19 protein-coding genes are annotated in these 18,384 nt (G+C 60.5%); 5 read left to right on the forward strand and 14 right to left on the reverse strand.

Translation table 11 applies throughout. The annotated features are described in order from the left end of the window. Nucleotides 1–435: 435 nt before the first annotated feature. From RYB09_RS01855 to RYB09_RS01865, 3 genes are all read right to left on the reverse strand, one after another. On the reverse strand, nt 436–1,401 hold the full coding sequence (locus tag RYB09_RS01855; protein ID WP_002553017.1) for a L,D-transpeptidase family protein: 966 nt from the start codon (nt 1,399–1,401) through the stop codon (nt 436–438). Between the two features lie 112 nt (nt 1,402–1,513). Then, on the reverse strand, nt 1,514–1,795 hold the full coding sequence (locus RYB09_RS01860) for a hypothetical protein (RefSeq protein ID WP_002553016.1): 282 nt from the start codon (nt 1,793–1,795) through the stop codon (nt 1,514–1,516). 56 nt (nt 1,796–1,851) lie between these two features. Further along, a complete protein-coding gene (locus RYB09_RS01865) occupies nt 1,852–2,457 on the reverse strand; it encodes an arylesterase (RefSeq protein ID WP_004664750.1) in 606 nt (201 codons plus the stop codon). Nucleotides 2,458–2,467: 10 nt separating this feature from the next. Here RYB09_RS01865 and RYB09_RS01870 point away from each other — a divergent pair, with 10 nt between their 5' ends. Beyond that, nucleotides 2,468–3,151, forward strand: coding sequence for an ABC transporter ATP-binding protein (locus RYB09_RS01870; RefSeq protein ID WP_004664748.1), 684 nt, complete (start codon nt 2,468–2,470; stop codon nt 3,149–3,151). Then, nucleotides 3,151–5,667, forward strand: coding sequence for an ABC transporter permease (locus RYB09_RS01875; protein WP_122258747.1), 2,517 nt, complete (start codon nt 3,151–3,153; stop codon nt 5,665–5,667). Before RYB09_RS01870 ends, RYB09_RS01875 begins: the two co-directional genes overlap by 1 nt. Before the next feature lie 37 nt (nt 5,668–5,704). Here RYB09_RS01875 and greB read toward each other — a convergent pair whose 3' ends face one another. The 5 genes from greB to RYB09_RS01900 all read right to left on the reverse strand — a co-directional run bounded on the left by greB (nt 5,705) and on the right by RYB09_RS01900 (nt 9,173). After that, a complete protein-coding gene (gene greB / locus RYB09_RS01880) occupies nt 5,705–6,178 on the reverse strand; it encodes a transcription elongation factor GreB (RefSeq protein ID WP_002553012.1) in 474 nt (157 codons plus the stop codon). A 47-nt stretch (nt 6,179–6,225) separates the two neighbouring features. Further along, nucleotides 6,226–6,555, reverse strand: a complete 330-nt coding sequence (locus tag RYB09_RS01885) for a hypothetical protein (protein WP_002553011.1) — start codon at nt 6,553–6,555, stop codon at nt 6,226–6,228. Nucleotides 6,556–6,659: 104 nt separating this feature from the next. Next, nucleotides 6,660–6,968 (reverse strand): hypothetical protein, encoded by a 309-nt coding sequence (locus tag RYB09_RS01890; protein ID WP_058400496.1) that lies wholly within the window; start codon nt 6,966–6,968, stop codon nt 6,660–6,662. Nucleotides 6,969–7,210: 242 nt separating this feature from the next. Continuing rightward, complete coding sequence (locus tag RYB09_RS01895) at nt 7,211–7,645, reverse strand: DoxX family protein (protein ID WP_122258746.1); 435 nt, start codon at nt 7,643–7,645, stop codon at nt 7,211–7,213. A 106-nt stretch (nt 7,646–7,751) separates the two neighbouring features. Then, on the reverse strand, nt 7,752–9,173 hold the full coding sequence (locus RYB09_RS01900) for a transglycosylase SLT domain-containing protein (RefSeq protein ID WP_058408829.1): 1,422 nt from the start codon (nt 9,171–9,173) through the stop codon (nt 7,752–7,754). 181 nt (nt 9,174–9,354) lie between these two features. Between RYB09_RS01900 and RYB09_RS01905 the strand changes: the two genes are divergently transcribed. From RYB09_RS01905 to RYB09_RS01915, 3 genes are all read left to right on the forward strand, one after another. Continuing rightward, nucleotides 9,355–10,191 carry a TatD family hydrolase gene (locus RYB09_RS01905; protein ID WP_316887266.1) on the forward strand — a complete coding sequence of 279 codons (837 nt, stop codon included), beginning with the start codon at nt 9,355–9,357 and terminating at the stop codon, nt 10,189–10,191. Between the two features lie 84 nt (nt 10,192–10,275). Next, the gene (locus RYB09_RS01910) at nt 10,276–11,751 is read left to right on the forward strand and encodes a methyl-accepting chemotaxis protein (protein ID WP_058408831.1); all 1,476 of its coding nucleotides are present in this window, start codon (nt 10,276–10,278) and stop codon (nt 11,749–11,751) included. 124 nt (nt 11,752–11,875) lie between these two features. Then, entirely contained in the window at nt 11,876–12,118 is a 243-nt protein-coding gene (locus RYB09_RS01915) for a hypothetical protein (protein ID WP_058408832.1), read from the forward strand. 13 nt (nt 12,119–12,131) lie between these two features. Here the strand turns inward: RYB09_RS01915 and RYB09_RS01920 are convergent, their stop codons facing one another. The 6 genes from RYB09_RS01920 to RYB09_RS01945 all read right to left on the reverse strand — a co-directional run bounded on the left by RYB09_RS01920 (nt 12,132) and on the right by RYB09_RS01945 (nt 18,374). Beyond that, the gene (locus RYB09_RS01920) at nt 12,132–12,929 is read right to left on the reverse strand and encodes an acyl-CoA thioesterase (protein WP_122258744.1); all 798 of its coding nucleotides are present in this window, start codon (nt 12,927–12,929) and stop codon (nt 12,132–12,134) included. 121 nt (nt 12,930–13,050) lie between these two features. Continuing rightward, nucleotides 13,051–13,812, reverse strand: coding sequence for a CHAD domain-containing protein (locus RYB09_RS01925; RefSeq protein WP_002553003.1), 762 nt, complete (start codon nt 13,810–13,812; stop codon nt 13,051–13,053). Nucleotides 13,813–13,836: 24 nt separating this feature from the next. Next, nucleotides 13,837–15,846 carry a DUF3488 and transglutaminase-like domain-containing protein gene (locus RYB09_RS01930; protein ID WP_316887269.1) on the reverse strand — a complete coding sequence of 670 codons (2,010 nt, stop codon included), beginning with the start codon at nt 15,844–15,846 and terminating at the stop codon, nt 13,837–13,839. Beyond that, nucleotides 15,843–16,826 (reverse strand): DUF58 domain-containing protein, encoded by a 984-nt coding sequence (locus RYB09_RS01935; RefSeq protein WP_029240883.1) that lies wholly within the window; start codon nt 16,824–16,826, stop codon nt 15,843–15,845. Before RYB09_RS01935 ends, RYB09_RS01930 begins: the two co-directional genes overlap by 4 nt. Then, the gene (locus tag RYB09_RS01940) at nt 16,796–17,713 is read right to left on the reverse strand and encodes an AAA family ATPase (protein ID WP_002553000.1); all 918 of its coding nucleotides are present in this window, start codon (nt 17,711–17,713) and stop codon (nt 16,796–16,798) included. The genes RYB09_RS01935 and RYB09_RS01940 overlap by 31 nt, the downstream gene beginning before the upstream one ends. Before the next feature lie 382 nt (nt 17,714–18,095). Then, a complete protein-coding gene (locus RYB09_RS01945) occupies nt 18,096–18,374 on the reverse strand; it encodes a hypothetical protein (RefSeq protein WP_002552999.1) in 279 nt (92 codons plus the stop codon). Nucleotides 18,375–18,384 lie beyond the last annotated feature (10 nt).

The raw sequence follows: 18,384 nt of genomic DNA on the forward strand, positions 1-18,384 counted from the left end.
TCACCTTTGTTATCCCAGACGCCTCTCGTTCCTCACGCTCCGCGTGGGAATGCAGTTCGTGACGCTCCGCGTCACACGGCGGTTCTGTGGTTTCAGGTAGATTAGGGTTCGACTCAGGTCACCTTTTCGCCCCTCGGCGACTTACTTTGATGGGGCCAAAGTAAGCAAAACCCCTCGCTCCTGTTTCCGGCCCGACTTCGTCGGGTTCCTTCGCCCTGTCACTAAGGTCGCACTCTGCGTCGTCAGTGCCATCGCGGTTGAAAAGCACTGCTCTGGCAGCGGCTGCGCGTAAGGCGTGGATGTTGTGCGGCAGCACAGATGTGACGCGGAGCGTCACGAGTTGCGTGTCTACGCGGAGCGTAGGCACGATGGTCATTCGCCTGATTTCGCAGAACCGTTGTGTAAGGCATAGTATCGGCGCGCGAACAGGTTGGACTACTGAAAAATCACAGGCTCTTCAGCACTCGCAGGCGCTTTGCCTGGTTCTGCGATTTCCACCGGCATGCCGTCTTCGGCCGCGACCACATCACGTACTACGTCCCAGTTCATGCGCAGGTTGTTGGCCAGGTCGTCACGTTTGAGCAGCGCATTGATGACCGCAGTGTGCTTGTCGACCACCGAGGGGTTGCCCAGATCATCGACCGGTGTGTGTGCTTCAAGGTAAACCTTGCCGCCGCTGATGCCGAATTTGTAGGGCTCGCTGATGATTCGCACGGTCGTACCGACCGGAGCCATATCGGCCAGTTCCAGCACGTTGTTGTTGTACATGCGGAAACAGCCATGACTGGTGCGCATGCCAATACCGAACTTCTTGTTCGAACCGTGGATCAGGTAGCCGGAAAGCCCAAGACCGAATTTGAACGGCCCCAGCGGGTTATCCGGACCGGCCGGCACCACGTCAGGCAGCGGATCACCGTCGGCGGCGTGTTCGGCCTTGATCGAGGCAGGTGGCGTCCAGGTCGGGTTTGGCGTCTTGGCGGTTACCTTGGTCACCCCGATGGGCGAACCCCAGCCTTCACGACCGACACCCAGCGGATAGGTGTGCACGACATTCTGCCCTTTGGGGTAGTAGTACATGCGGTACTCGGCAAGGTTGATGACAATCCCTTCGCGCGGGCCCGGCGGCAGAATGAAGCGGGTCGGCAGCACGATGTCCTTGCCTGCACCCGGCAACCAGGGGTCAACACCAGGGTTGGCCGCGATCATTTCCAGATAACCCAGATCGTATTTTGTGCCCAGATCGGCAAAGGTGTCCTCGTATTTGGCCTTGATGACCTGCACCTGGCCCACGATGTCCTCGCCGGGCGGCGGCAACGGAAACTCCAGAGCATGGACAGAGCTCGCCGCGCACAGAGCAGCAAGCGACAGACAGCGGGTAACGGCTGGAATGCGCGACAACATCCGGGAAGATCCTTCGGGTAACGACTATAGAGATGGAAACAACAATTGAAGTGTACACCGGCACTTGCCGGATCGGGGATATCTGCGCCTGACCGGCGCATTTCGGCGACAGCTAGAGTTCAGGCCAGATCGGATTCATGCCCCTGCGCTGTGCATCCATGATGGCCTTGCACAGCGGGCACAGACGCTCATCGCGCATGGCTTGCAGTTCGACGGCGCGCATCTGCGGCTGGGCAGGCAACAACGTGCCGCACAACGTCCGGTCGATCGAGCCGCCCAGCTCCAATTGGCGAGCAATCAGATGGACGCGCACTTCCTGACAGGCGAACAGATCCAGCTGCTCATGGGGCTCAAGCATTTGATAGGCATACAGGGACCAGGCGGGACGCGGCATGGGGGGCTCCAGATCGGGGGCGCCACATTAGCCGAAAGCCCCCGTCCGGGAAAGCCTCAAAGCAGCGGTTTCAGGCTCGGCCAGACATTTTCCAGCAACTTGCCCTGAGCAGCCGCCGCCGGATGCAGACCATCAGCCTGCATCAGTTCGGGCACTCCGCCCACACCTTCCAGAAAGAAGGGCACAAACGGGACTTTTTTCTGCTCGGCCAGGTTGCTGTAAACCTCTTTGAACGCGTTGGTGTAACGCGGCCCGTAGTTGGGCGGTATCTGCATACCCAGCAGCAACACTTTCGCACCGGCTGCCCGAGAGCTGTCGATCATCGATGAAAGGTTTTGTTGCAATTGAGCGGGCTGCTGGCCACGCAATCCGTCGTTGCCACCCAATTCGAGAATAACCAGTTCCGGCTTATGCTCTGCAAGCAGCGCAGGCAAACGCGCCTGGCCCCCGGCACTGGTGTCGCCACTGATCGACGCATTGACCACCTTGTCGTCGAATCCCTCCTTGCTCAGACGCTGCTCCAGCAGGCTGACCCACCCCACGCGGGTATCCAGTCCGAAAGCCGCACTGATACTATCCCCGACGATCAATACCGTGCCCGCCAACGCGCCCTGTGACAGCAGCAGTAACCCCAGGCCAGCACTTAAAAACAACGCACGCATCGGATTCTCCATGAGTGAAAGTATTCTCAGTGCCCAAAGCCTCAGCAAAGTAGTCCCCAGCACCGAAGGTGACCTGACCATCCTGCACGAACTCTCCCTGGAACTAAACAAGGGCGACACACTGGCCATCGTCGGTGCCTCCGGTTCGGGCAAATCCACCCTGCTCGGCTTGCTTGCCGGGCTGGACCTGCCCAGCTCCGGTTCGGTTATCCTCTCGGGCCGCAACCTGAGTGAACTGGATGAAGACCAGCGCGCCAGGGTACGCGCCGAGCACGTCGGTTTTGTATTTCAGTCATTCCAGTTGCTCGACAGCCTCAATGCGCTGGAAAACGTCATGCTGCCGATGGAGCTTGAAGGCCGCAAGGACGCCCGCGAAAAGGCTCGCGACCTGCTGGAGCGCGTAGGCCTTGGCCAGCGCCTGACCCACACACCGCGTCAGTTGTCCGGAGGCGAACAGCAACGGGTGGCCATCGCCCGCGCGTTTGCCGCCGACCCGGACGTGCTGTTTGCCGACGAACCCACCGGCAATCTGGACAGCCACACCGGCGAGCGTATCAGCGACCTGCTGTTCGAACTGAACAAGGAGCGCAACACCACGCTGGTGCTGGTGACTCACGATGAGCGTCTGGCGCATCGCTGCCGCCGCCTGATCCGCCTTGAAGGGGGCCGACTGGTCGCCCCGCTGGAGCCTTGATGGCACGTTTGCCTTTTGCCCGTCTGCTAAGCCTCGCCGCCCGCCAACTGCTGCGCGATGCACGCGCCGGAGAGTTGCGGGTGTTGTTCTTTGCCCTTCTGGTAGCCGTGGCTGCCAGCACCGCCATCGGTTATTTCGGCGCGCGCCTGAACGGCGCAATGCTGTTGCGGGCAACCGAGTTTCTTGGCGCTGATCTGATTCTGGAGGGTTCCAGCCCGGCGCGCGCCGAGCAGGTCGAGGAAGGCAAGCGCCTGCAACTCAAGCATGCGCAGATCGTGATCTTTTCCAGCGTGATCGCCACCGATGCCGGTATCCAACTGTCCAGCATCAAAGCAGTGGATGACGCTTACCCACTGCGCGGCGAGCTTAAAAGCGCTGCGGACCTGTATCAGACCGAGCAGGCTGGCAGCGGCCCCAGGCCCGGTGAAGCCTGGGCCGAAGCGCGACTGTTTCCAGCCGTTGATCTGAAGGTCGGTGATGATATCGACGTCGGCTCGAAAACCCTGAAACTGACTCGGGTACTGACGTACGAGCCAGACCGTGCGGGCAACTTCTACAGCCTGACCCCGAGGGTGATGATCAATCTCCAGGATCTCGCCGCTACCGGCGTAGTGCAACCGGGCAGCCGAGTCAGCTACCGGGAAATGTGGAGCGGCCCGCCCGAAGCGCTGGCCGCCTACCGTAAAGCCATCGAGCCGACTCTGGAACCGCATCAGGAAATCAAGGACGCCCGCGATGGCAGTCAGCAGATTGGTGGCGCGCTGGGCAAGGCTGAACGTTATCTGAATATGGCGAGCCTGGTGGCCGTACTGCTGGCAGGCGTTGCCGTGGCGCTTTCGGCATCCAGGTTTGCCGCACGGCGCTTCGATGCCAGCGCCCTGCTGCGCTGTCTGGGCCTGTCACGCGGCGAGACCATGACCCTGTTCAGCCTGCAACTGGCGATCATCGGCCTGCTGGCCAGCCTGAGTGGCGCGCTGCTGGGCTGGCTGGCGCAATTGGGGTTATTTGCACTGCTGCAAAATCTATTGCCGGCCGCCGTACCTCCGGGCGGCCTTTTGCCTGCGCTGGCAGGCATGGGCACCGGGCTGGTGGCGTTGGCCGGTTTCGCCCTGCCGCCACTGGCAGCACTGGGTCGCGTGCCGCCGCTGCGCGTGCTGCGCCGTGACATGCTGCCGATTCCCGCCAGCTCATGGCTGGTGTATGGCGCGGCGCTGTTCGCGCTGGGCCTGATCATGTGGCGCCTGAGCCTGGACCTGGTGCTGACCTTTGCCCTGTTGGGCGGTGGCGTCGTCGCCGCGCTGATACTGGGCAGCCTGTTGCTGCTGGCGCTTAACAGCCTGCGCCGCCTGCTGGCCGGTGCGTCGCTGCCCTGGCGGCTGGGCCTGGGGCAACTGCTGCGTTACCCGCTGGCCGCTGCCGGTCAATCTCTGGCCTTCGGCCTGATCCTGCTGTCGATGGGTTTGATCGCGCTGCTGCGCGGTGAACTGCTCGACACCTGGCAAAACCAGCTGCCCAAGGACGCACCAAACTATTTCGTGCTCAATGTGTTGCCATCAGAGAAAGAAAACTTCGCCCAGACCCTGAGCAAGCTGTCCACCCACTCGGCTCCGCTCTACCCAGTAGTGCCGGGACGTCTGACCAGCATCAACGGTGAACCGGTGGGCAACTTCGTGACCAAGGACTCGCGTGGTGAAAACGCCACTCGCCGCGACCTGAGTCTGACCTGGGCCGCCGATTTGCCCGAAGGCAATACCCTGACTGCCGGTAACTGGTGGAAGGCGCTGCCGGCCTCAGGCCAGAGCGACGCGACGCCCGGGGTATCGATCGAGAACAAGCTGGCCGAGAGCCTGAAGATCAAACTGGGCGACCGCCTGAGCTTCATTGTCGGTGGCCTTACGCGTGAAGCCGTAGTCACCAGTCTGAGGGACGTGAACTGGGATACCTTCCAGCCCAACTTCTTCATGATCTTCCAGCCTGGCACCCTGGCTGATTTGCCCACCACTTACCTGACCAGCTTCTACTTGCCGCCTGGCCAGGACAAACAGATCGTCGAGCTGTCGCGGGCCTACCCGTCTATCAGCATTCTGGGGGTGGAAGCCTTGCTGGCGCAGGTGCGCAGTATTCTTGATCAGGTCACGCTGGCCGTGCAATTCGTGCTGCTGTTTGTGCTGGCGGCCGGTATTGCCGTGCTGTTCTCCGGGTTGCAGGCGACCCTGGACGAACGCATCCGTCAGGGCGCGCTGCTGCGTGCACTCGGCGCAGAGCGAGCACTGCTGATCAAGTCACGGCGCATCGAATTCGGTTTGCTGGGGGCTGCCAGCGGCGTGCTGGCGGCGCTGGGCTGTGAGCTCGTGAGCTTCGTGCTGTACCGCTACGCCTTCTCACTGGAATGGCAGCCGCATCCGTGGCTATTGCTGCTGCCAGTGATCGGTGCCCTGCTGGTGGGTGGCGCTGGCGTATTCGGCACACGCCGCGCACTGAACGTCAGCCCGTTGACCGTACTGCGCGAGGGTTGAGCGCGACTGGCCGGACCACGACGCTGTGCGTCCGGCCTCACTTCTCGTAATCAATCGAATTCACAAACCACAGTTTCTCGCCTTCCGGCGTGTTGACCAGCACCTCATCGCCCTCTTCCTTCTTCAACAAGGCGCGCGCCATGGGCGAGTCGATGGAAATGTAATCGTTGCGCCCGTAGATCTCGTCATACCCGACAATGCGAAATTTCTTGAGGTCGCCCGCTTCGTTCTCGATCTCGACCCAGGCACCGAAGAACACTCGCCCTTCCTGCTCCGGCGAATACTGGACGACGCGCATGTCTTCGAGGCGCTTGCGCAGGTAGCGCACGCGCCGGTCGATCTCGCGCAGCAGTTTCTTGTTGTACTGGTAATCCGCGTTCTCGCTGCGATCACCCAACGACGCTGCCCAGGCGACCTTTTGAGTAATGTCGGGCCGGTGCTCTCGCCACAGGTAATCGAGTTCTTTCTTCAGGGCTTCATGCCCGCCCCTGGTGATGATCTTTGTACTCAAGACGTTTCTCCAGCCCTGCAAAAATCAGTTCGACAGGCGATAAAAAGTCAGCGACGCGCCACCTCATGCTGGATGCAGCCGTCGTAATACACCTTGCTGACAGCATCAGGCTTCAAACGCGACTCGCTGTCGTAGGTCTGCTCGGTGATACGCAATGCCATGGGTCGCATCCACTGTTTGGCGAACTTGCGCGCCTGCAGCTTTTGCCGCGCCCCGTAACGGGTAACGCCTGACAGCTTGGAAGCCTGCGCACCACCGGCAATGGTCGAGCCCCAGCGACAAAGATAACGCTCGTTCTCCGTCGCGTTTCTGGCCTGAACGGAAAAAGCCAGCCCGGAAAGCGTCAGGCACGCCAGAGCACAATAGACCAAACGCATGCGAAAACCACCTAATCCTTTGATAAGGCGGCGATTTTGCCTGTCAGCTCACAGGCTGGGGGCCAGCAATATGCCTTCTATGCCAATTGAATACGTCCGCTGTTTCAACCCAGCGTAATCAGGCCCTGGCGGGCAATACGCGTCAGATCACGAATGAGCTGCTCGACGTCGTCAGCCTGAGGCGATTGCACCACCGCCAGGTCAAACTCGTCGTTGCCAAAGTGGCTCAACGACGAGTTCGTATCGACAAACTGAATTAGAAACGCACAGTTACCACCGCCCCGTCGAGGCCAGCCATCGAGATAGCGCAACAGCGTAGGCTGATGAGAGCCGCTCAGAAGGATTTTCGGGTTCTTGCGTGACAAGACCGTGCTGATCGGGGAAAGACGAATGAGGGGGCGCAGGTTGTTCATGGTTATATCTCTGCCTCGCAAGATCCGCTGGGCAGCGGTGAGAGGCAACACCGAACCAACGTTTTAGCGGTATTTCGACAAGACTTGAGCCTTGCCAGGCGCCCCGCAAGTAGTTGTTAAATCGGCGCTTGAGCACGCATCCTAGAGAAACGCCCCATTCATTGTCAATTGTCATCCGTGGCGCGAGCCCGCAAACGCACAAGGCCCGCCGGAAGCGGGCCTTGCAGGACAAGTGTAGTGGGTTATCGGGCGATGACACGGTCCAGTGATAATTTGCCTGCACCTTCGATAAGCACTGCCAGAGCGCCGCCGAGCAACGCCAGCGCATACTCATAACCGTTATTGGCCATGAAGAAACCGTTATGGATATGCACGGTAAAGATCGCTACCAGCAACAGCAGGATCACCACTACCGCAGCCGGACGAGCCAGCAGCCCCAACAGCAGGCCCAGACCGCCAAAAAACTCGGCGCTGCCAGACATCAGCGCCATCAGGTAACCCGGTGTCAGGCCCAGGCTTTCCATGTACTGCGCAGTGCCTTCCAGGCCATAACCGCCGAAGGCCCCGAACAGTTTCTGACTGCCGTGAGCGATAAACGCAATACCGACAATAACGCGCAACAGGGTAAGGCCGTAACCGGCGCGAGTGCTGAGAACCGATTTGATCATTGTGTTCATGTGGGTGATTTCCGGGATTGATTAAGTGAACGTGGCGCCATAATAATCAAATTTACTTATGTGAAAACCGCAAATAACGGCACATAACAATCCAATAAATCGATGATTAGCGCTTTACGGCAGTTTTCGGTCCACTCTTTTCCAGCGAGTCTCGCTCGCGATCAAATGCCAGGTAATACTTGTTCACGCTGTTGACGAACGCGACGACGTTGGCACCGCCCTGCTCCATTGCCACGCGCTCGGTCTGGAAAAACCACTGATCTGGATTGAGCCCGCGCCGCCGCGCTTCCTCGCGCATGCCTTGCACACGCTCCGGCCCCAGGTTGTAGGCCGCCATTACGAACGCCATGCGCTCGCGCTCGTTGACTCGGCTGCTGGAGAAATACTTGCGCTGGATAAGCGCCATGTAACGCGAACCTGCACGGATATTGTCGTCAGCGCTCTGAATGCTCGGCACTCCGACGCTTTTTGCCGCCGACGGAGTGATCTGCAACAGCCCTGTCGCGCCGCCACTGCCCTTGGCCGCCGGGTCGAGCTTCGACTCCTTGAACGCCAGGGCCGCCAGGTCCAGCCAGTCCATACCCTGCGCATCGGCATGGCGTTGCAGCATCGGACGCAGTTGCTCAAGACGTTGCAGGTTGTTGCGTACCAGCGGGTTGTTGACCTTGTAGGTGTTTTTGTAAGCCTTGGCGAGCACCTGATCCTGCTGAGCCGAAGGTTTATAGCCTTTGAGGAAATCATCGACACTGGCCCGCAGCTGGGTTGCGTTGTCGCGTACAAACCAGCTGATGTCGCCGTGGGTCTGCAAGGTCAGGCCGCGCTCGATACGCAGTTTGGGCATGATCTTCGCCCAACGCTCGGCAATAGGCTGCTCGACCAGTGTCATCGGGTAAATACCGGCCTGGACCATCTCCAGCACATCTTCGACTGCAAGACTTGGGTCTACCCATTCGATCTTGGCCAGCGGCAGCTTGCGCAGCTCCAGTTGCCGATTGACCTGATGGAGGGCCTCGTCGGCCGCGCTGCCGGTGGGCAGGCTCAGTGTATGTCCCGACAGTTGCTCCACACGCCTTACGTTGCGCTGGCCACGCGCGCCGACCAGCACCAGAGGCACGTCATGAATGATCGGCGCGCTGGCCTGAACACCTTTGGCTTCGCTGACATCAAGCAGTTCGCCAGGCGCGATCATATCGCCTTCGCCGCGCTGCAACGCGGTCAGTAGCTGGTTCTTGGCCTTGGGTATGACTTTGAGCGTGACCTTCTGAGCGCCGCGCGAATGGCTGTTGAGGTACTGTTCGAAGGCTTGCAGGCGATGATATTCGATGCCGATTTCCTGGCCCTTGACGTCACCGGAGCTGTTGCGGCTTTGATTGACCAGCACGCGCAGCACCTTGCTGCTGCGAATGGCAGGCAGATCGCGCACCTGCGCTTTGTGCTGCACGGCCTGTGGGCCGGTCTGACGAGCAGAAACCTGCAGCGGCAGCAGCGCCAACAGACACATAAAAGACACAAGCGCGGATCGGATCATTCACTTCCCCAGGGCAACGCCGGAAAAAAAACAGGAAAAAGGAAATCTTGAGGTCACGCAGCAGCATCGAACAGCGAAGGAAATCGTTGAACCATCCGGCTCAATCGCTTGAATACCCAGCGTTTTCTTATTGTGGCCAGAGCTCTGGTATGCTCGACAGCCTTCAGCTGGAGGTAGCACCATGCAACTCATCGACATCGGCGTCAATCTGACCAACGCAAGCTTCGCCTCGCAACGACAGGCGGTACTCGATCGCGCCTATGCCGCAGGCGTCGAGCAACTGGTGGTGACCGGCACCAGCGTCGAGGGCAGCGAACACGCCTTGCAGCTGTGTCACGAGCTGGATGAAAGCGCGCAACGCCTGTTCTGCACGGCAGGCATCCACCCGCACTCGGCGAGCGATTGGACCGGTGACACCGAGAAACAGTTGCATGCCCTGCTCAAGGAAAATCGCGTTCGCGCCGTGGGTGAATGCGGCCTGGATTTCAATCGCGACTTCTCGCCTCGCCCGCAGCAGGAAAAGGTTCTTGAAGCGCACCTGGGCATGGCGGTGGAACTGCAATTGCCGGTGTTCCTGCACGAACGTGACGCCAACCAGCGCCTGCTGGAGATTCTGCGCGACTACCGCGACCGTCTGCCGGCTGCGGTGGTGCACTGCTTTACTGGCGAACGCGCCGCGCTGTTCAGTTATCTGGATCTTGACCTGCACATTGGCATAACAGGCTGGATCTGCGATGAGCGACGCGGCACGCACCTGCACCCGCTGGTGGGCAATATCCCTCGCGGCCGGCTGATGCTGGAAAGCGACGCGCCTTATCTTCTGCCACGCAGCCTGCGCCCCAAGCCGAAAAATGGCCGTAACGAACCTGCTTACCTGCCGGAAGTCTTGCGCGAAGTGGCTTTGCACCGGGGCGAAAGCCAGGAAGATCTCGCCCGTCACAGCACGGCCTGCGCGCGTGAGTTTTTCGATTTACCCACCCTGGAACAGATAACCGGCGAAAATCTGCAGCTTCCTTGACCCGCATCAAGGGTCTCTTTGATGGCTGAGGCATCGTGATGGCATCTTGCTGCTACCTCACACGACCATCAAAGAAGACCGCTCATGGGCTCATGGCTTGGCAACCTGTCACTGAAATATAAATTCTGGGCCGTTAACGCGGTCGCTTTCGTCACAACCCTGCTGCTGGTGCTTTACGCCATGCAAGCAGAGCAGCAGGCACGAGCAGATACGTCACGTCAGGCAGCGCAAGCTCAGGCTCGCTTGCTGGCCGCGTGGCCTGCCGACGCAGTGCTGCCCGCCAGTGATACGTTGCTGGCTTACAGCAAAGGTCAGACACCGGCCTTCAATACCCTCGCGCTGCCAGAGCTGGTCGACGCCCGCGACTGGGTTGCGCTGAACAAACCAGCCAGCGACAGACTGTTGAGCGGCGCGCAGATCGTCACCCGCAGCACTGGCCAGCAGATCGCGGTGCTGGCCTTTGCTCCAACCTTTCTGCAAGTATTTCAGGATCGCTTCAGCCATTACGCAGCCGCCGTTTTCGTGCTGATGCTGTTGATGCTCTGCGCCTCGCAACTGCTGATTCGTTTTCTCCTCAGCCAGCTCAACGCGCTCAAGGATGTGATGCTGCACGTCGAAAAAAGCGGCGATCTGGCGGCCCGCGTGCCTAACCGCAGTGACGATGAGGTCGGGCAGATGGCCAAGGCGTTCAATGCCATGCAGGCCGGGTATCAGCGGGTGGTCAATACGGTTTCGCAAACCGCTGGCCGCCTCGATCAGGGTGCAGCGCATCTGGCTGCGGGCATGAAAGATGTACGCCAGGGCATGCTCGGCCAGCAAAGCGAAACCGATCAGGTGGCCACGGCAATCAACGAGATGACCGCCACGGTCCATCACATTGCCCAACACGCCACGGCCACACGCGACCAGTCGCAGACCGCCGACGCGTTGGCGGGCAGCGGCAAGGTCGTGGTCGACCGCGTGCAAGTATCCATCGCCGGGCTCTCCAGCGGCGTGCAACAGACTGCCGAAATGATCCAGCGCATGGCCCAGGACAGCCAGAAGATCAACGGCGTGGTCAACGTGATCCACAGCATTGCCGAACAGACCAACCTGCTGGCCCTGAATGCCGCCATCGAAGCCGCACGCGCCGGGGAAATGGGTCGCGGCTTTGCCGTGGTCGCCGACGAAGTGCGCAACCTGGCCAAACGGGTGCAGACCTCGACCGATGAAATCACCACGATGGTTTCGACCCTGCAAAGCGGCACCCGCGATGCGGTGGATTTCATGCAGGAAAGCTCGTACAAGGCCGACGAATGCGTGCAGCAGGCCAAGGAAGCGGGCGAAGCGCTGGCGGCCATTGCCGGTGCCGTGGCACAGATGCGCGAAAGCAATACGCAGATTGCCGTCGCCGCGCAGCAGCAAAGTCAAGTGGCCGAGGAAATGAACCGTGCGGTGGTGAGTATCCGCGATGTCACCGAACGCACGGTGGTGCAGACCGTGGACTCGGCCAGCACCAGTGACGAACTCGCCACGCTGGCGGGCGAGCTGAATGCTGCGATCGGCCAGCTCAAGTTGTAACAGGCTATCGCGGCGATAGACACGCTTGAATCGTCAGCGATCGGCAGGCGGGCCTATGCTTCAGGCATTGAACGGCGCTTTACGCGTTGTCCTGAACAAGCGCCAACCTTAAGAGGACCGCCGCATGAACAAGCCACTTTCCGATCTGCAGCTCAATCAATGGCGTGACAGCAACGACAATCAGGAGCACTCGGCCAGCCTGGCCATGTACCTGATTGCCGTACCCCTCTTCATTCTGGCGACCCTGCTGATACTCAACGGTCTGTTCTCCGAGAGCCTGCCATCGATCGCCATCGGCGTGATCGGGCTGCTGGCTGCGCTGGGTTTTCAGCGCAAGGACGCCGCCCGCTCCGCCCGGAAATATTGACCTGCCTTGTCAGTCAGCCAAACACTGTCACCGTCTGGCGGCTGATTGCGATCAGTTCGCCGTCGGGGCTCCACAACGCTGCTGCGGTGTGACCGTAGCCATCCCGGGCATGTTCGATGACTGCGCGATAACTGCACCATTGCAGCGTATCGAGCACCGGCTGTGGCTGGACGAATTCGATGGTCCAGGTCAGCGAACTGCCCGGTGCAGGCTTGTTGAGGTGCGGCAATACCGCAGGCGGCCAGGTGTCGACCAGCGCCAGAATATGGGCCTCGCTCATGGGTCTGGCATGCGCCTCATCACGAAAACGCACATGACCACCAATTGCCGGTGACGGTGTATTGCTGAACGGCATGCCGCCCAGTGCCCAGCGAATGTCCATGAAGCGCAGGTAGTCGGGCATCACGCCCTTGGCAAAAGGCAGTTCCGGGCATTGTTCTACCGGCTTGAGCACTGGCGCGGCCTCTGCGGCAACCGCAATCATCGACTCACGGGGCGCGCCGAAGCTGCCTTGTATCAGGGTCATCACCTGACCGTTCTGCATGGCGCGCCCCGACACCTGACTGACAGCCTTACCGTGACGCAGAATTTCGACGTCAAAGGCAATTGGCACGCCAGGCTCGGCAGGCCCGACAAAGGTAATCGCCAGCGAGCGAACCGGGCGCCCTTCCGGCACCTCGGCACGCATCGCTTCATAGGTCAACGCCGCCATCAACCCGCCAAAGCAGGCGCGCCCCTGGGACCATTCGGCAGGGATCGTGACAGCACGCGGGTCGCGACGCACTGCATCGATCAGTTCGGAAAAGGTCATGCTTACTCCAGCAAGTCGACACACAAGTGGATGGATAATAACCATCCTCCTAGTCAACGACATGCCGCATATTGGCCATTATTGCGGCCTGAATGACCTATTCCATAAAAACGCCACTGCCTTAGAAACAGGCCTTGGCCAGCCGCTTGAGCGACGCCTCGGCCTTGCGCTCTGCACGCACGATGCCGATCTGCCAACCCGCAATGCACGGCGCCAGATCCGGCTGCTCGGCAGCCTGCGCCAGCCATTGCAAATGATCATGCCAGTCGCCCAGCTCGCCTTGTGCGGCCTTGAGCCGGGCCTGCATGTTTTTCGGCTGGTGGCTGAGTTCCGGGTACGCTTCGGCGGCGTAACGCACGCGTTTGATCAACAGGCGCAGGTCATGCCGATCATGCCCAGGCTCGGCGATGGCCACACGTAGCTTGCTCCACTGTTTGTCCATACGCTTTTCGATGGTCTTGCGCAGGCCACGCAACATTCCCTGACGCTGTTGCAAACGCAGCAGCTCCGGGAATAGATCTATCAGCTTGAGCAAACGGCTCAGTTCAGGCGACGTCGCAACCCTGGGGCAGGCATTTCCCAAGTACTGGTTGCGCTTGAAAGCGGCCTCGTTGAGGCCCTGCTCTTCGAGAAACGCGGCGAGCACCTGCATGTCACGCAAAGGCGTGGTCAGTTGCCCTACCGCTTTTGCGGCCTCTTCCAGTTCTGCGGCAGCCGGGTTTTCCCGCAGGGGCCGCAGTACGCTACGCAGACGACGCACGGTGGTACGCAAATCATGCAGCGCTTCGCTGTCCGTCGAAACTGCAAGGCGTGCCTGGCACGCAAGCAATTTGACATCCAGCGCCAACACCTCGGCCACCAGATGATCCACCATTGAAGACATGCAATTCCCCTTCGAAACACTCATTCATGAATGCCTGTCCCTGACGGCTGACAACCTCCATGGCAGACGACGACGCAACGTGCTCAATGCATGCCTCAAGCGGCTGGCCGAAGCAAGCCGCCCGGCATAGCGCTGCGCCTGAAATTCGCGGATGAAAGCTTCGATGGCCTCGGCATGCTGTGGAAAATACAGCACCGCTCTGCGACAGAATGCTTCAGCGCCTTCACCCGGCATACGACGCAGACCATGACGGGCGAGCAAGCGTTCAAATGCGTTGAAAACCCGCAGTTGCGAGTCGCTTTCGCGCTGCCACGGTTTGAACAGCCATAATGCAACCAGGCCCAGTGAAAGCAAGGTCCCCAGGACGAAAACCGGTGCCTGGAACCCTGAAAACCAACGGCCGAGAATTTGTAACTGCTGTTGTCCCTGATAGCCCAGCACCCAGCGCTGCCAGCCATAGTTGAGGTTATCCCAGCTCAGGCGTATGGCGTTGACCCAAGGCACATTGCGATAGCGTAACGCTGAATAGGGCGAGTCCTGCAGAAAGGCCTCGTCTGCCGCCAACGCCTGCTCCAAGCCCTGTTCGATACGCTGCGGTGCAACTGCTGCGGTCGGGTCGACACTGCGCCAGCCGATACCCGGCTGCCAGTATTCGACCCACGCATGCGCGTCGAACTGGCGCACCGTCAGGTAGTGCCCGTCAGGGTTCAGTTCGCCGCCTTGATACCCGGCCACGACCCGCGCCGGAATACCCGCAGCGCGCAGTACAAAAGTCATTGCACCGGCGTAGTGGGCGCAAAAACCCTGACGACTGGCAAACAGAAATTCATCAATGCTGTCGTTGCCCAACAGTGTCGGCTTGAGGGTGTAGTGAAACGGCTGGTCGCTGAAATAACCGAGCATCGCGGCAACCATTGCATCCGCCGTAGTGTAGCGACGGCGCAGCTCAGCGGCCCACTGCCGGGCCTGATCATTACCCCTGGCGGGCAATTGCAGGTTCTGGCGCTGGACCTGTTCGCTGGGTTGCGGGTCGCGAATGCTCAGCGGCCAGGAGTTGACGGCATATAACAGCGATTGCTCGACGGGACGTCGGCGTTGCAGGCGGAAGTCGCTCATCTGCCGAACGTCCGGCAACGTGGTTTCGGCCACGTCGAGGCTCGGCAACCAAGGCCGACCGCTGGCTTCAATCACAATGCTGTAGGCCAGTGGATCGCCGCGCTTTTCCCACTGTGGGATCTGCACGGTCTGGGCACGTGCCGACTGTGACCAGCGCCGCCCATCGAACTGCTCAAGGGTCAGACCGCGCCAGTACAACTGATTGCGCGCCGGTAGCGGTCCTTCAAAACTGGCCCGAAATACCAGTGCCGGGGACTTGCTCAGCTCGGCCATGTCGCCCGGTGCCATGTTGTCGGACAGCCCAGTGACGCCCTTGTTGCTCGGTTGCGGCAACGACCAAAGCGGGTCCAGACGTGGAAAAAACAGAAACAGCACAAGCATCAACGGCACAGCCTGCGCCATCAGCTTGAACGCCAGCTTGAGCGTATCGGTTGATCTGCCAGCCAGATCCGCGTGCTGCAGACCAATCAACGCGGCCAGCAGCGCGCCGATCGGCAGCAGGCTGAAAAGCGCCCACAGCAGGTTGTCTTCAAACAGATAGCCGACCGCCACGCAAAAGAAACCGAGGAAGATCAGCACCCAAGCGTCGCGATGGTTGTTCATTTCCAGCATTTTCAGAACGAATGCCGCAACCAGTAAAGCCGCACCGGCGTCCAGCCCGACAAGGCTGCCACGCGCCAGATACACGCCACCGGCAGTGCCCACCAGCAACCCTGACTTGATCCATGTGCCGGGCAGCCGCGCGCGCATCCGGAACACCTGAACCCGCCAGCATGTGCAGCCCAGCCACAGAAGCGTGATCGATACCGGCACGTGCAGCGCGAACGGCAACACGACCAATGCCTGCGCCAATAGCAGCCAGGTAAGGCTGACACGCGGAATGGGTGCGGCTGCGAGCGCCTTATTCTTGTCACTCATGATCGATGACCATAAAGCGCCAAAGCGCGCAGGCAGGCTTCACGGTGCGCATCACCGCTGTCGACCGTGGACAGAAAACCTGGCAGGCGCAAGGCAAACGGCTGACGACGCTGGGACAGCTCCAGTACCCAATAACACAGGCGCGACAAACGCTCCTCGATATCGCCGCCCAGCGCCATGAAGTCCAGGCACAGATCGTGGCCGCTCAAATCAGTGAAGTCCTTGACCAGCAACCCCTGACCTCGGGAATAGGCTTTCCAGTGCAGACGACTGAGGTTATCGCCCGGCTGGTAGCTGCGCAGCCCCTGATAATCATCGACACCGGCACCCTGAGTGGCCTGACCGTCGTCCTCGGCGTGGGGCTGCACGCCTTTTAGCAGCGGCATGGCACCCGACAGTGGCCGCGGATAGATCAAGGCGCTCTGCTCCAGATCCAGCCAGCTCCAGGCGCGGAAAATGCCCAGCGGAAATACACTCTCGACCCGCAGCCTTGGCGCATGCAGCCAGCCGCGCTTTTCGGCAGGCAGGGTCAGTTCCACATCGGTCAGCCCGCGAGGCAGTACATCGCCGGATTGCAGAGCTGTCGCAGTCCAACCCACGCCCAAGGCGTGGTGGGCCTGGCTGGCACTTTCCAGGCGCAGGCGCAATTGCACCGGTTCGCCGACAAACACTGAACGCGCCACACCCGCACTGAGAATCAAGCCGCTGAGGTTGCGATACGTGTGCAAAATGGCCAGCACGCCAATCGACAACAACAGAAAGGTCAGCCCGTAGGCCAGGCTGTTCTGATAATTGATCGCCACCAGCAGCATGAGCACGATCACGACCGCAAAGGTCATGCCGGTGCGCGTCGGCATGATGAAGATGCGCCGATGGTCGAGCGTGATGCGTGACGCCGGAGGAATTCGTCTTGCCAGCCAGCGTTGCCAAAACGGTTTGAGCGGCTCGATCAAAGCACCGGCACCTCGCGCAATAACCACTGCACCAGCGCCCCGCCGCCATGCCCGGTCGGGTCGCTGCGCTCGCGCAGCCGATGGCCGACCACCGACGGCAATACCGCCTGCACATCCTCGGGAATGACGTAATCACGCCCCAGCAACATCGCCCAGGCCCGCGCTGCGGCCAGAATCGCCAGGCTCGCCCTGGGCGACAGTCCATAGGCGAATTGCGGCTGGCTGCGGGTTGCCTCGACCAGTCGCAGCACATAGTCGACCAGTGCATCGCTGGCCCGCAACTGCCGCGCATGCGCTTGCAACTGGCCAAGCATGGCGTGGTCCAGAATCGGCTGCAGGCGCGGTAAAAGTTCGCGGCGTGACTCGCCAAGCAGCAACGCTTTCTCCGCCGCTCTCGCCGGATAGCCCATGGAGATGCGCATCAGGAACCTGTCCAGCTGAGACTCGGGCAAGGCAAAGGTGCCACCGGAACTGAACGGGTTCTGAGTCGCAATCACGAAGAATGGATCGGGCAACAGACGTGTCGCGCCCTCAATGGAGACCTGCCCTTCTTCCATGGCTTCCAGCAACGCGCTCTGGCTCTTGGGGGTGGCGCGGTTGATTTCGTCGGCCAGCACCAGTTCGGCGAAGATCGGCCCCGGATGAAAGGTGAACTGCCCGCTGTCCCGATCAAATACCGAGGTGCCCAGGATGTCACCCGGCAGCAGGTCGGACGTGAACTGAATGCGCTGATAACTGAGGCCCAGAATTTTCGCCAGCGCATGGCTGAGCGTGGTCTTGCCCATCCCCGGTAAATCTTCGATCAGCAAATGCCCGCCGCCGATCAGGCAGGTCATTGCCAGCCGCACCTGCACTTCCTTGCCCAGTACCACTTCATTGATGGCGCTCAGGCATGCATCGAGTTTTCTACCCATCGAAAGCCCCTTCCGGCAACTGCTTAATGACTGTGGGACTGCAAGCGATGCTAGTGTCCGAACACTTTAAGATGAGCGTAGGCCGTTTCGCTAGAGTCGGTAGGGATTTGATGTGATGCTGGAAGCTCTGCGTCCGCTCGTGAGACTGCGGCGCAGCGCAGAGTTGTGACGCGGAGCGTCACGCAAGGCATTCCGACGCTGGAGCGTGCGGAACGATAATCTCAACTATCGTGCGACGCTCCGCGCTCGTCGCTATGCAAACCGCAAACTCTGTGGGAGCGAGCTTGCTCGCGAGGAGGCCGGTACAGCCCCGAGAGCTCTGCGCCTGAAGCACTGCATCGCGAGCAAGCGCTCTCCCACAGGAGCTGTGTATCGTCAGCTATCAGCGGCCAGCGCGGGACTCGCGGATGTAGAAGCGGGCTTTTTCGGCTTTTTCGGTGCAGCCTTCAAATGCTTCGAACTGTTGCTGGGTCTTGGCACCGGTCAGCAGCGACAGGGCCTTGGAGTAACTGACGGTGCCGGCGAAGCCTTCGGCCTTGGCCAGATCAAGCTCGTGCCAGGCAGCGTCTATCTGGGTGGCGCAGCTGTCTCGATACCCGGTCTTGCCAGCGCAACCTGCAAGAACCAAGACAAGCAATGGCAGACAGATAAAGGCTTTCATGGGGGTGTTA

This window comes from Pseudomonas syringae group sp. J254-4 (assembly GCF_032586855.1).
GTDB lineage: Bacteria > Pseudomonadota > Gammaproteobacteria > Pseudomonadales > Pseudomonadaceae > Aquipseudomonas > Aquipseudomonas amygdali.